Annotated in this window: 10 protein-coding genes; 4 read left to right on the top strand and 6 right to left on the bottom strand. The window is 53.9% G+C overall.

Annotation, left to right across the window (positions count from 1 at the left end):
* Positions 1–18: 18 nt before the first annotated feature.
* Together L6439_RS00785 and L6439_RS00780 are read right to left on the bottom strand one after the other, a co-directional pair.
* Positions 19–1836, bottom strand: a complete 1818-nt coding sequence (locus L6439_RS00785; RefSeq protein ID WP_213468567.1) for a sensor histidine kinase — start codon at positions 1834–1836, stop codon at positions 19–21.
* Positions 1817–3469, bottom strand: coding sequence for an extracellular solute-binding protein (locus tag L6439_RS00780; RefSeq protein ID WP_213468566.1), 1653 nt, complete (start codon positions 3467–3469; stop codon positions 1817–1819). The genes L6439_RS00785 and L6439_RS00780 overlap by 20 nt, the downstream gene beginning before the upstream one ends.
* Positions 3470–3759: 290 nt before the next feature.
* Here L6439_RS00780 and L6439_RS00775 point away from each other — a divergent pair, with 290 nt between their 5' ends.
* Positions 3760–4791: a LacI family DNA-binding transcriptional regulator gene (locus L6439_RS00775; protein ID WP_213468565.1), complete on the top strand. Its 1032-nt coding sequence runs from the start codon at positions 3760–3762 to the stop codon at positions 4789–4791.
* A gap of 375 nt (positions 4792–5166) precedes the next feature.
* A complete protein-coding gene (locus tag L6439_RS00770) occupies positions 5167–6156 on the top strand; it encodes a glycoside hydrolase family 130 protein (protein WP_168180035.1) in 990 nt (329 codons plus the stop codon).
* A gap of 130 nt (positions 6157–6286) precedes the next feature.
* On the opposite strand, the gene L6439_RS00765 is transcribed toward L6439_RS00770, so the two are convergent.
* Positions 6287–7246, bottom strand: coding sequence for a D-alanyl-D-alanine carboxypeptidase family protein (locus tag L6439_RS00765; RefSeq protein WP_213468564.1), 960 nt, complete (start codon positions 7244–7246; stop codon positions 6287–6289).
* Between the two features lie 772 nt (positions 7247–8018).
* Here L6439_RS00765 and L6439_RS00760 point away from each other — a divergent pair.
* Positions 8019–8939, top strand: coding sequence for a transposase (locus tag L6439_RS00760; protein ID WP_213468563.1), 921 nt, complete (start codon positions 8019–8021; stop codon positions 8937–8939).
* Positions 8940–9586: 647 nt separating this feature from the next.
* Here the strand turns inward: L6439_RS00760 and L6439_RS00755 are convergent.
* From L6439_RS00755 to L6439_RS00745, 3 genes are all read right to left on the bottom strand, one after another.
* On the bottom strand, positions 9587–10750 hold the full coding sequence (locus tag L6439_RS00755) for a sensor histidine kinase (RefSeq protein WP_213468562.1): 1164 nt from the start codon (positions 10748–10750) through the stop codon (positions 9587–9589).
* Complete coding sequence (locus tag L6439_RS00750; RefSeq protein ID WP_006679948.1) at positions 10731–11432, bottom strand: response regulator transcription factor; 702 nt, start codon at positions 11430–11432, stop codon at positions 10731–10733. The genes L6439_RS00755 and L6439_RS00750 overlap by 20 nt, the downstream gene beginning before the upstream one ends.
* 274 nt (positions 11433–11706) lie before the next feature.
* Positions 11707–12360: an SGNH/GDSL hydrolase family protein gene (locus L6439_RS00745; RefSeq protein WP_213468561.1), complete on the bottom strand. Its 654-nt coding sequence runs from the start codon at positions 12358–12360 to the stop codon at positions 11707–11709.
* 917 nt (positions 12361–13277) lie between these two features.
* Here L6439_RS00745 and L6439_RS00740 point away from each other — a divergent pair.
* Positions 13278–14537, top strand: a complete 1260-nt coding sequence (locus L6439_RS00740; protein WP_111155889.1) for a Glu/Leu/Phe/Val family dehydrogenase — start codon at positions 13278–13280, stop codon at positions 14535–14537.
* Positions 14538–14739: the final 202 nt, after the last annotated feature.

Genomic DNA, 14739 nt, shown 5'->3' with positions numbered 1-14739 from the left:
ACAACCAGGCAGCAAGTCTTATCCCGTGCGCAGCTCCGTCTCGTCCGGCGCTCCCAGCGGCAGGACGAGCGTGACTGCCGTCCCCTCTCCAGGAGCGCTGTCTATCCGAATCTCGGCTTGCGGGCCGTAATTGAGGCGCATGCGCGCCGCGACGTTCCTTAGCCCATACCCTGCGCCCGCGTGCCCATCCGGCTGCGCCTGATGCCGATCGGGCTGCCGCAGCACCTCCGACAGCTCCCGCTGCAGCCGTTCCCGCGCCGCGGCCGTCATCCCCGCGCCCGAGTCGGTTACCGCAATGACCAGCGCCGGCCGCGAACCGGTATCCTCCAGCCGCGCCGCAATGCGCAGCACCGCCTCCCGCCCCGATTTCTCCACGCCGTGAATAATCGCATTCTCGACGACTGGCTGCACGAGCAGCTTGACGACGGGCAGCGCCTCCGTCCGCGGATCGATGTCGTACTCGACCCGAAATTGATCCATGAACCGCAGCTGCTGAATGCGGATATACACATGCAGATGCTCCAGGCTCTCCTTGACGGTGAGCACATCCTTGCCCTTACTGAGACTGAGCCGGAAAAAGCGGGACAGATTCAGCACCATCTCCGCGATATCCTCCGCCTCCGATTGCTGCGCCATCCAATAGATAGAATCCAATGTGTTGTACAGGAAATGGGGATGAATCTGCGACTGGAGCAGCTTCAATTCGGTATTGGCCAGTCTCAGGCTCTGCTCATAATGGTCCCGAATGAGATGCTGCTGCTTCGAGGCCATCTGATTGAACAGATCCGTCACAACGCCGAACTCGTCCCGCCGATCCGATTCGAGCCGCACGTCCAGATTGCCGCCGGTTATCGCCCGCATGCCGCGGGCAAGCTTCCGCAGCGGCGCGGCGATTCCGGTATAAATGCTGAAAGCCATAAGAACCGCAAGCACGATGCTGAGCGCGATGATGAACACGGCATAATGCTCCAGCCGGTAAGATTGCGCGAAGATTTCGCTTTTGGGCTGGGCCAGCGTCAGAATCCAGCCGTAATAGGGCGATACCGCGCGGATCAGCACTTGATCGCGCGCCTCGGCATGCGTGGCGTAGCTGTCAACCGATTCAGGCTGCCGGCTTGTCCCCGCAACCCATTTTCCATCGGCCGTATACAGATGCAGCTCGGACCGGGGCGAGGGGAGTAGAGAGCGGATATATTGCTGCAAGCGCGCCGTATTCAGGCTAATAATGAGCGCATGCCGCTCCCGGTCCGGATTATAAATATCCATCGATCGCACCACGGCCAGACTGTCGACGCCGAAGACTTGACCGAACGGCTTCCCTCCGCCGATGCGTTCGTCCGGCTGCATGAATACAATGCCCGTCCCCATTCCGTTCAGCGTCTGCCGCAGCCAGATGCGCTCATTCGCCCGATCGACAGGGAGAACGCCATGCGCCGTAGAGATGACGGCATTGGAATGGTCATGGTAGACGGCAATCTGGGAGAACATCGGATGAATGGACAGGAAATCGGAGAACTGGCGCTTCATGCGGGCGAAGGCCATCACCTCCCGCGGTCCCAGCACGCGATCGGCATGATTCAGCGCCGCGACGATCTCCGGATCGGTCGACAGCATGGCCGACACTTCCTCCACGTTTTGCAGCACGAGCTCGATATTGTCCATCAGCGCGTGCATGGCGCTCTCCGTCCGCGCCGTCGTCTCGGACAGCAGCAATTGCTGCGAGCGTTCATTCGAGAACCACCCGGTAAGCGTGAGCGGAACGAGAATGAGCACAAAATAAACGGTCAAGCGCCACTGAATGCGTTGGCGGAACCGACTAGAAAGCTCCCGGAGCATGAGTGCCACTCCCTTCCCGCAAAGGACCGGGCACATCGCCCACCGCTTCGCGGGCCGCCTGATTCCGGCTGAACTGGTACCACGCATTCGCCTCGCGCGTCATCTCTTCCCCGCCTTCGGCCAGCCACTCGGCCGCATACGCATCGAAATCGTCCAGCGGCCGCTCGCCAAGCACAATCTCGAGCAGCCGATCATTCTTCTTCGCCAGAAGCGGGGCATAGCGAGTCATCGCCGGAGTCGGAAGCGACCGAAACGCGTTCGGCATCACATGAGGGGCTATATGCCGAAGGTTATCGTACAAGCGATAATGCATGCCCAGCGAATCCAGCCGGCTTCGGATGTATCCGCTCTCGGGAATATCGGCCAGATTGGCGTACAGCCCCCGGTATTGATCCCGGTTATGCAGGCCCATATCCGTCACCCGCCTGCCATTCTTCCATGCCCACACTTCTCCTTCGAAGCCGAACTTCAGCGTGTCCCTCCCCTCGCCGGCGATGAAATTCAACAGCTGCAGCACCTCCACCGCGTGCGGACTCGCGGCCGGGATCACTTGGTAGGAACGCACCGTCGGCAGCCCATACGTACCGGCCCCGCCGGGTCCCTGCGGATACGGGAGCGCGATCCATTCCGCTCGCGGATCGCGCGCCTCGCTTTTCTCCAGCACGCCGCGAGTGTCATACCATGTCCCGGTGAATAACCCAATCCGTCCGTCTGCCACCTGCCGTTCCAGCCCGCGCTGCGTCTGAATCGGGAACAGCGGATCGACGATCCCCTCCGCCACCAGTCCGCGCATAAAGGCAAGGGCGTCTTTCATCTCCGGCAAAATATTGGAGTAGACCAGCTTGCCGTCACGTTCTACCCATTGATTCAGCTGCACGCCGAAGGCGCCGAACCACGGGGAGGATCGCCCGAAATCCTCAATAAAGCTGGTGCCGTATATATTGCGAATCCCGTTGCCCTCCGGATCGAATGCGGCAAAAGCCCGCATCACGGCGACTATCTCGTCAAGCGTCTTGGGCGGCGCGAGGCCAAGACGGTCCAGCCAATCTTTGCGGATGTACATCATCTCCAATCCTTTCGCTTCATTCAGACTCGGAATGGCATACACTTGCCCGTTGAAGGATACCTGCTCCCACACTTCGGCGGGAATTCGCTTTTTCAGCTGCGGAGCATAGCGTTCAATCAAATGATCGAGCGGAGCCAGCATCTGCTTGCGCGCATAATGCGAGACCCAATTCGGATCGGAAATGCTGATTAGATCGGGCGTGTGGCTCGACATCATCATCGCGCCGACCCGATCCTCGTAGCGATGCCACGGAGGGATAACGACCTCCACCTGGAGCCCCGTCTCGTCCTCGATATACGACAAATACGGGTTATCATTCTCTGTCCACGGCTCGGGGAACTTGATCCCGAGACTGTTCATCACGATGGTGATCGAGGGCCCTGTTCGATCCTGCCCGGGCTTCATCCACTCCACGTGGGAAGGATGGCAGCCGGCGAGCGACAGCGCCACCGAACAGCATATCCCGGCTGCCAAGATGAGCTTCCATCTCGCGCACATCGGCACCACCACCACCATTGTAAGCGCATTCAACACTTTTGCCATCGTGGTTCCCTTATACTCTTGCACTCCTCTCTCTCCTTTCTTATTGCTTAGATTCCCGGCCTCAATGCCGAAATATATACAAAAAGGGCCTATCAGTATGTATTTTCTGATAGACCCTTGTCCAAAGCTTATTCTACTCTTCTTCCGCCAACCGTTTCAAGCAGCAGGCTTGCTTGGTGGAAATGATACATCCTCTGCGATCCCGCTATTTGCAACTTTACATTTGTCAAGAATGTAAAGTTAAATTATACTAATACTATACACTTTACAGTACGAAACTAGGAGCAACCAACACGAAGCGGAGCGATGAACCCATGTCACATAAAACGAAAGTTACTCAGCAGCATATCGCCGACGCCCTGGGCCTGTCCCGGAATACCGTATCCAAGGCGCTGAACAACGATCCCGGTCTGCGCGAAGACACGAAGCGGCGCGTCCTGCAAAAGGCGGTCGAGCTCGGTTATATGAAGATTCATCATGAGTTGGCCTCCTCCGAGGCTTACGCCGCGGAGAATCGGCTTGTCGCGCTGCTGACCCATTCGGACTATATGGGCAATCCTTACTGGATGTCCTTCCTGAAGGGACTGAACGCGACGCTGAAGGAAGCAGGCTGCACGTTGACGATGACCATCGTCGATATGGAGGAAGAACGCCAGCTTCTCCTTCCGGGACTCTTCCACCAGCAGAAGCCGGCGGGAGTCATCACGATCGGGCCGTTCCTTCCCGAATACTACGAAATGATCGCATCTACCGGAACGGCATCCCTGTTCATCGATACCCATGCCGACTATAAGCCCGGCGACTTGAAATGCGATATTTTGCTGGCCGACAATAAGCATAGCGTGCATAAGCTGACGAGCAAGCTTATCGAGAAGGGCCACCGGAATATCGGCTTCGTGGGAGATATCGGCTCGTGCCTAAGCTACCGCGAGCGCTGGGAAGGCTTCCAGCTCGCGTTGCGAGAGCACGGGATGGAAGCGGATGAGGAATGCTGCATCATCAACCGCATGCAGCGCCATTATTACACCGAGGAGGAGCTGCGGGAAGCCTTCCGCGCCATGAAGCGGAAGCCGACGGCCTTCGTCTGCGTGAACGACGCTATCGCGCTGGAGATAATGACGGTCATACGCCAATCGGGGCTCAGCATCCCGGGTGATATCGCGTTGACCGGCTTCGACAATATCGCGGAATCGATCCTGGTGCAGCCGTCCCTGACGACCGTGCATGTCCCCAAGGAGGAAATGGGCATGCGGGCCGGCGACCAGATCGTATGGAGAATGGATCATCCGAAGCGGCCGCACGAGATGATTCGGCTCGACGTCGAGTTGATATGGCGGGAGTCGTAGGCTCCCCCTCTCCGAATATCAGTGCCGGCCTCCTCTCTCTCCGCATGCTTTGAAATGTAAACTTACATTCAATTCAAAATGTAAGTTAAATCAGATGGTTTTGTAGGATTTTTGATACAAAATGCACATTATCAACTTGACATTATGCCAAGTCTGGATTACTCTGAATGTAGGAAAAGGTTGTTTGCCCTGTGCCGTTTTCCGGCGCGGCGGCATACGCCGGCAGCAGGTGGTGACCGCCCAGGTCTATGATGGGTCCTTCCTGCCCAGACTGTAAGGGAGGGGCTGGAGAGCTTCGCCGGCCTGAAGGTGCATGTCTATCCACGCTGTACCATATTTCATCATGACATTATTTGCAAAGTGAGGAGTCACATCATGAGCCAATTGAAGATTCTCGGTCCGGATATCCCGAACATGCCGTGGGAAGAGCGGCCAGCAGGCCATAAAGAGGTGTTGTGGCGCTACAGCAACAACCCGGTCATCCCGCGTGATTTGCTGCCTAATTCCAACAGTATTTTCAACAGCGCCGTCGTTCCTTTCGAGGGCGGATTCGCAGGCGTCTTCCGCTGCGATGACAAATGCCGTTACATGCGGCTTCATGCCGGCTTCAGCAAAGACGGCCTGAACTGGGACATCAACCCGGAACCAATCAAGTTCCAATGTGACGATCCGGAGATCGGCAACTTCATCGAAGGTTACGATCCGCGCGTGTGCTGGATCGAAGACCGCTTCTATGTCACCTGGTGCAACATTTACCACGGGCCGACCATCGGAGTCGCTTACACATATGATTTCAAGACATTCCATCAGCTTGAAAATGCATTCTTGCCATACAACCGCAACGGGGTCATGTTCCCGCGCAAAATTAACGGCAAATACGCCATGCTGAGCCGTCCATCCGATACGGGCCATACTCCATTCGGCGATATCTTCTACAGCGAAAGCCCGGATATGGAGCATTGGGGACATCACCGCCATGTCATGGCGCCAATGGGCGGATGGCAGAGCAAGAAGATTGGCGCTGGCCCAATCCCAATCGAGACAAGCGAAGGCTGGCTGATGATTTATCACGGCGTGCTCAACTCATGCAACGGCTTTGTGTACGCATTTGGCGCCGCGCTGCTTGATTTGGAGCAACCATGGAAAGTCCTGTACCGCAGCGAGCCATACCTGCTGCAGCCGTCCACCCTGTACGAATGCGTCGGCGACGTTCCGAACGTTGCATTCCCATGCGCTTCGCTCGTGGATGCCGCTACCGGCCGCATTGCGATTTACTATGGCGCAGCCGATACAGTAACAGCAATAGCCTTCGGCTACGTAGACGAAATCATCGACTTCGTAAAAAACAACTCCCGCGTGGAGTAATCACGAAGCCATAACCAACTGCAACCGCAAAGATGCAATTGAACCTATGGTTCTGCCGCTTTCTTTGTAACCCCTATAAGACGCCCCCTGCGCGACGGTAACCGTCATGCAGGGGGCGTCTATTATTTCCTCAATTCAGTTGACCGAATCCGAAATCCAGCAGCTTGTGCGAATCCTTCCATACCTTATCGGTTGTGGAATGGAGCACGACGGCGATCAGATGGCGGCCATCCCGTACCGCCGACGACACGAGACAGTACCCCGCCTCATCCGTGAAGCCGGTTTTTATCCCCGTCGCTCCTTCATAATAATACTCGCTTCCTTTTTGAAGCAATTGATTCCGGTTGACCAATCCCGACACTTCGCCCTGCGCTCCTGCCAAGGCAGGGGTGACCTCCGCATACGTCGTGCGGACAATCGCGGCGAACTGCTTGTTCTTCATCGCCTCTTGGGCGATAAGCGCCAAATCATACGCCGAGCTATAATGATCGGGATCGTTCAGACCGTGCGGGTTGCTGAAATGAGTATTCCGCAGCCCCAGTTCACCGGCCCGTTCATTCATCAAGCCGACGAACACTTCCATCGCTTCATCGACGCTCATCTCCGGATCGCCGCTTGCCTCGCGTCCGATCTGAACCGCGATTGTTCGGGCCGCATCATTGCCGGAGGGAAGCATCAGCGCTTCAATCAACTGATACCAGGTAATCTGCTGACCGGGCTGCAATCCGGCCGTGCTCTCCCCCGGCTCCTTCAGGAGGACCTCCCTGCCCACTTCCACCGTCTCATTGCCCTGCTTTCGTTCCAAACCAAGCAGCGCCGTCATCATTTTCGTCGTGCTGGCAGGCGCCTTCCGTTCCTGATCATTTTTGAAAAAGAGCACCTTCCCCGTATCCTGATCAATCACGATCGCCGCCTCAGCTCCCAAATCATAATTCGCGAACAACCGGTACTCCGTTTCCGGACGCAATTCAGCCAGAGCGCTTTTCAAAAATTGCTTCACCCCCAAAGCCGCCGGCTGCGCCCAAAACCACACCCCTACAGCCATAACCGCTCCCAACAGCATCAACCGCTTCTTCTCAACTGCTTTCATGATTTATCTCACCTTCGCTCATTATCGTTCTTCGAATGATCCTCATTCTATAGAACGCCGCTTAACATAGTTGTAAGCAATAATGAACAAAACATAAGAAACTATGAAGAAAACATGAAGCCCTCCCCTCCGCGCCCTCAAAAGGGAGACATTTTCATGCAGACTCGGCCAGGATTACTTTTCTCGAAACTCCCAACCACTCAGGTTGCCCTCGCACGCCCAGTCGGTCAGGGGGCCGTTGCGGACCCTTATGGCCAATATCCCAGCCGCTCAGGGGCCATTGCAACTCCTTACGGTGAATATCCCAGCCGCTCAGGGGGCTAGTTGCAGCTCCTTATAGCGAATATCCCAGCCGCTCAGGGGGCCGTTGCGGACCTTATGGCGAATATCCCACCCGTTCAGGGGCCATTGCAACTCCTTACGGTGAATATCCCAGCCAGTCAGGGGGCTAGTTGCAGCTCCTTATAGCGAATATCCCAGTCGGTCAGGGATCCAGTTGCAGCTTCCTTATGGCCAATATCCTACCCGTTCAGGGCGCCGTTGCAGCTCCTTATGCTTAGTGTCCCAACCATTCAGGGTCATTTCCCCTTTTTGATGAACCTCCCAACTTCTCAGGCAAGGATGGTTAAACCAATGGTTTGCAAAAACAGGTCCCCGTTGTAGTTTTCTTCCGTTATGCCAAGAATCCCCTTGACATGGAAACATATGTTTGGTAGAGTCTAATTAGGAACATATGTTTGTTTTTTAGAATGTAAGTTTAGGAGGGAAAGGGATGAAAGCCTGGAGAAACGTGGGTTCGTTGGAGGAGTTGTTGGATCGGTTCCCTACCGATCATTCATGTATTCCTGCACTGTTCGAGCTGAAATGGCCTCATGGCTATCGCTGCCCGAACTGCCGGCATACCCGAGCCTATGTCATCCGGACGCGCCGCCTCCCATTGTACGAATGCAGCGCTTGCCAGCACCAGACTTCCCTGACTGCGGGCACGATTCTGGAAAGCAGCAGAACCTCTCTGCGGAAGTGGATCGTTGCGATATGGCTCGTCTCACGTCGAGATGCAGGAATCAACGCGGTCAGACTAAGCTCTCTTATTGAAGTTACCTACAAAACGGCATGGGCGATGCTCCATAAGATTCGAACTGCGATTAGCTGTGCTGATGAACAAGAACAGCTCGAATATAACGTTCATGGCTTTATCGCCTATTACGGAAGCAGCCGCCATTATTCCTGTTTCGAACTGACGGCACAGGAATATCCCCTGATCGTGGCAGCCGCCCTGGACTCCGATGATAAGGAGCAGAAATATAAAATGAAGATGGTCAACCGGCAGCACATGTCCGGCAAGCTATTGCTTCCTACAGGGTGCGATGAATTTACTGAACAACACGTATGTCCCCTGGCCGCCGCAGTTTCTATTATCCGTCAGCGGTTTCGGGTCAAGCACAATAGCCCCCTTTATACGGTATTCCGGCGAGCAAAACGTTGGCTGTGCGATACGTTCCGCGGGATAAGCGGGAAGTACCTGCAGCGCTACTTGGATGAATTTTGTTACCGGGAAAATGCAGCCGCCCGCCACGCAACCGGATGGGGCACTTTAGGCGAGATATGCTTTGCCAGGAACGGGGCGAGGGAACGTTATCTGAATCGGACGACCACATTACGGGGCCAATCTCATTATATGGCCGCTGCATAATTGATTCTCAAGGAAAGGGAAATCATGCTTCCAATTTTTCATAAAAGTTATTGGCTCTCCAGATCCGAAACGCAGTTGAAATCGGTATTTAGCATGGAAAATAATTCATGGGATGTAGTATCGTGATATATTTCGTTTTGCGGCTTTTGAGATGTTACTGGATTCTCCATTCTTCCTAAGGAGGCTGCGGTCCTGTTCACGTCTGGCACAGTGCCCGTTCCTTGCTATTTTGAATCACCAAAATTAAATGGCCTATTTTTTCCTGTCGTTCACACATACATACTCGCACATACTTTATCGATACTCGTTTTGCTTTTTCTAGGTAAGCTTTCCTTTCCCAAGCGACTTTTTCTTGACCGAGCTTTTTCTTGAACGACTTTTCCTGAGCGACGGGGATACCGATCAAAAGAAACGGAACACCGATCATCGATCAAAAGAAACCAATCATCGCTCAAAAAAAACGGATCACCGTTCATCGATCAAAAGAAACGGATCACCGATCAAAAGAGCATAGAAGCGATTCGTAGAAGCCATGAAGCTAAGGCACAATCAATGCCTCTCCATCTACACAAGTACGAACGCCCCCAAATCAATCAAAACAAAAAAGCAGCGCCCGCCGGCACTGCTGTGACCACACCTCGATCATCTTAGTCAGGTACATTAATTGCTCCTCCTTGCCCGGACAAGCCGTCTGCTTGGCTCTTATAAGCAGGAGCAGGCGGAGCGATTCGCGGAAGCTCGATAATGAACAGCGTTGCCTGAGGCGAGCTCTCGGCGCGGATAGTTCCGCCGTGAAGCTCGATAATCGTCTTGGCAATCGCTAGGCCGAGTCCGGAGCCGCCGGTTTTCTCGGATCGTGATTTTTCGACCCGATAGAAGCGCTCGAAGATATGCGGCAAATCTTGGCTCGGGATAGGGTCACCCGCATTTTTGACGGTAATCTCCACCTTGTCTTCATCTTGGCGAAGATGAAGCTCCACGACGCTGCCGCTGTATGCATAGTGCATCGCATTGGACAACAGGTTGTCGAACACGCGCACCAGCTTGTCGGGATCGGCGTTAACCCAGCATTTGTCCGTATTGCTGCTCATTTGAAGGGTCAGTCCGGCCTGCTCCATCGGGTAGCGGTAGTGAACGCACAACTGGCCAGCCATCTCAGACACGTTCATCGGCTTGGTCCGTAAAGTCATCCCGCCATTCATCCGCGTATATTCGAACAGATCGTTAATCATGACATTCAGCCTCTCGGCCTTCTCATAGGCAATATGAATATAATGCCGAAGCTCCACTTCATCGCGGTAACGGTCCTGCTCGACGAGCCCCAAATAACCGAGAATTGATGTAAGCGGCGTCCGCAAATCATGGGATACGCTCGTAATCAGCTCATTCTTCGTCCGTTCCGCCAGCCGTTCTTCCTCAATAGAGTTCTTCAATTGGTAGACCATGATATCAATGTTTTTGGCCAGACGCCCAATCTCGTCATCGGTCGTAATATTGCACCTCTGATCGAAATCCCCATCCGCAATATGCTGCACCGTCTCTGTAATCCGCTCGAGACTGCCGATCAGCTGGCGATTCAGAAGCACATAAAAGAGGATAAAGAGGATGATGCCCGCAATCACCATCGTCGGCACGACGCCCACCTCAAACGCCAAGAAATTGATGATGCGGTATGTGACAGGCTCCTTCAGCTCCCGTATCACGCCGGCGGCGAACATGAGCAATACAAGGCTCATAAAGGTAAGAAGCAGGGTCAGCGCAAACCTGAAGAGGAGCTTCCAACGGATGCTTTTAGCCCAATGCTTGTTCAATCTTATACCCTACTCCCCATACGGTCTGTATATATTTCTCGCCGTGGGCCTCCAGCTTGTCCCGCAGCTTGCTGATATGCACCGCTACTGTATTGTGGGAGCCGTTGAAGCTCTCCTGCCATACCCGTTCGTACAGTTCTTCCGCGCTGTATACTCTTCCTGGATTGCTTGCCATTACATAGAGGATCTCGAATTCCATCGAGGTTAAATGGATGGGCTGCCCGTTCACCCGGACGGAATGCGTCGCCTTGTTAATCTCAAGATCCTGGATGCGAATGACCCCGGCAGGCTCGGAGCCTGCCTGGATATGAGCGTTCAACTGATAAGTGCGGCGAAGAAGCGATTTGACGCGGGCCACCAGCTCCAACGGATTGAACGGCTTCACCATATAATCGTCCGCGCCGGTCATCAGCCCCATAATTTTGTCCATATCCTCCGCCTTGGCGCTCAGCATAAGGACCGGTATCGCCTGCTTTTCCCGAATCTTCAGGCAGACGGACATCCCGTCCAGCTTCGGCATCATGATATCCAAAATAACCAGATCCACCGGATCCCGCTCCAGCACCGACAAAGCCTCAACCCCGTCATGGGCCTTGAACAATTGGTAGCCTTCGTTCCGTAAATATATTTCGATTAAATCGGCAATTTCTTTATCGTCATCCACAATTAAAATGCGGGTCACGTTCGAACCTCCTCGCTATATTCGTGAACCTTTCGGCTTTAGCATAACAACATCAGAGGGCTGAATTCAAGCGTACCCGTGATTTGCCACAGCCCAATTGTATCTGTTCTTCGCTCCTTGGGAGCTTCGCTGCAGCGGATCAGTGATCCGGTACGCCCGTGAGACCGGCATCGTCAAGACGGAGCAATGGAGAGCCGCGTGGGCCTTGCACAAAAAAATCCCGTGTCACGCAAAGGGCGACACAGGATGGCGCTTCCAGACTCTTGTTTATGTCTTATTTTGCCGGAGCGCCTACCGCTTCCAGCCAAGCCTTCGCGATCAGCGCGTGGCCAGCCGGCGTCGGATGAACGCCGTCCGGAGCCCAGAATTGCGCTTCGCGACGGGCGGCCGCCTGCGCGAACAGACCGTCCAACGGCACATAGTAAGCGCCGTATTCCCGAGCAAGCCCGCGCACGATATGAATTTTCGGATCCAGATCCTCCCGCCATTGCGTCCGATCGGCCGCCACCGGCAGCACGAACGGCTCGACGAGCACGAGCTGCGCTTCCAACTCCTTCAAGGTTCGTTCAATAATATCGCGATACCCCGTCTCGAATTGCTCGGCTGTCGTCTCCTCCTGACGGGTATAGCGCCTCCAGCAATCGTTAATTCCGATGTAAATGCTGACCCATGTCGGCTTCAGCTTCAGGCAGTCTTCCTCCCAGCGCGCCTGCAGATCGCGGACCCGATCCCCGCTGATTCCCCGGTTCAGGAAAGAGACATCGAGCTGCGGGTACATGCTCTGGAACAGACCGGCCGCCATGAAGGCATAGCCTGTGCCCAGATGGGAGGACAATTCCCGCTGACGGCCCGCATCCGTGATGCTGTCGCCTTGAAAAAGAACCACATCTCCATCTTGAATCGTTCGCTTCGGTACTGAGCTACTCATCGAATCCCTCCATCGATTGGAATGACCATGTTCCACCGATGATGCGCATGATGGAACCCGCCCGTTCCGTCCTTGGCAATCATCATATACCCTACCTCCCCGTCTGTCCATACAAAAGGATCCACGAAATGTACGAATTCGGGAAAAATCGGTGCCTCCGAACGGCAAGCGGGAGCGGCCTTCCATGCGGAAGAGGGCGAGGACGAGCGCCATTCTGCTCGGGTGTATATAAGCCGTATCCTTCCTGCTCCTCTCAATAGCTTGGATGGCATCGAATCCGGCGCATTCTGCATACTATATTTTCAAGCCTAATTGCTGCGTCAGAGTAAAGCAATGGAGTTCTTGAGGTGCATTCATATGACAGGCTTACACAAAGGGGTGATAATGCGAATTTAACGCCTATAGAAGGAAAGAATGAATAATTCAGACACGGAATAACAAAAAATAATCACCACAATAAAAAAAATCATTTCCATTATAATAGGGCACATTTTAGGATAGAAGAACAGCACTCCGCATTCCGTTATGCCGGTTCGCCGGGTGAAGAGAGGTCCCTCGTTCATTTTCCATAAAACACGAACGTCCTCCTGACAAAGACAAAGCTCAAAAAACGAAAACACGTGCTGTCATTAGGATTAGGCCACGTCAGCTTTCCCTTCCTTACTTCTTCCATCGCCCAAATGTCCACATCTCGAAGACGAAAAAAGTGCGTATAATTGACAAATATTTTCTATAAAAAGGTTTTATAGCCATAAAAGAATAAATTAATGTAATGAAAATTTACACTAAGCGTCATATAATCTTTAACTATTTTATGAATTTCACAACGTTTGCTATTTCAAAATCCGCACATTCTCAGTATAATGTTTGAAAAGTGTTCCTATAACGCTTGAAAGGATGGGTGATGAGCCTTGGAAATGTTACAACGTGAACAAGCAGAAGTGCTAAACCCGTACGAAATCGTACAAAAGCAAATCGATGCGGCTGCGGCAAAATTACAGTTACCCGAGCATGTTACTGAACTATTGAAAAAACCGAAACGGGTATTATCGGTAAGCTTCCCTGTACGGATGGACGACGGTACGGTACGGATTTTTGACGGATATCGTTCCCAGCACAACGATGCTATCGGACCAACAAAAGGCGGCATCCGATTCCATCCGGACGTGACGCTGGACGAAGTCAAAGCATTATCGATGTGGATGACGTTCAAATGCGGCGTCGTTGGCCTGCCTTACGGCGGGGGCAAGGGCGGCGTCATTTGCGACCCTCGCCAAATGAGCAAAGGGGAAATTGAACGGGTCAGCCGCGCTTTCATGGAAGCCATCTCGGATATTGTAGGACCTGAACGGGACATTCCGGCTCCAGACGTATACACCACACCGCAGATTATGGGCTGGATGATGGATACCTACAGCAAGCTGCGCGGACATTATACGCCGGGCGTCATTACAGGCAAACCGATTATTATCGGAGGCTCCCAAGGACGAAATGCAGCGACGGCCCAAGGCTGTGTATATACGATTCAATCGGCGCTTCAGGACATCGGCCGTCCGATGGAGAAGGCGACGGTAGCCATTCAAGGCTTCGGCAACGCCGGTCGCATTGCGGCTCGCCTGCTGACCGACCTCGGCGCGACTATCGTAGCCGTAAGCGATTCCCGCGGAGGAATCTACGATCCGAACGGACTCGATCTCGACCGCGTCGAGCAGCTGAAGGACGAAGCGACGATTCTGGAATATGGTCAAGATTTCCACGTTTCGAACGAGAAACTGCTTGAACTGGACGTTGACATCCTCATTCCGGCAGCATTGGAAAATGTCATCACGAAGGAAAATGCCCCTCGTATCAAAGCCCGCATCGTGGCGGAAGCAGCGAACGGCCCGACGACACCGGAGGCGGACGCCATCCTGAATCAAAAAGGCTGCATCGTCATTCCTGATATTTTGGCAAATGCCGGCGGCGTAACCGTATCCTACTTCGAATGGGTACAGAACTTGATGAACTACTACTGGAGCGAAGAGGAGGTCCTCGACAAGCTGCAGACGAATATGGTCAAGTCGTACGAAGCGGTACGCGACATGGCCAATGAATACAATACGGACCTGCGTACGGCCGCATACATGATCTCGCTTCAACGCGTTACTGAAGCTATGCGCGCTCGCGGCTGGGTGTAATATATTGAACCGGCGCACGAAAGAGCTATCTTGCTGCAGAAATCGATCTGCCGCAGGGTAGCTTTTTTGCTGCCTCGCACTACTTTTCGGAGGCCGGAACGTCCATCCCGCTTGCCGGGGCTTGCATCTCCAATTTTCGGGTTTTCGGGCACATTTGGCACGCGGGAGCTATTTTCCTATAATAGGTTATACCGCATGAAGG

The organism is Paenibacillus dendritiformis (assembly GCF_021654795.1).
Lineage (GTDB): Bacteria > Bacillota > Bacilli > Paenibacillales > Paenibacillaceae > Paenibacillus_B.
The sequence above is the reverse complement of the archived record's forward strand: the minus strand, read 5'-3'. Positions and strand labels throughout refer to the sequence as shown.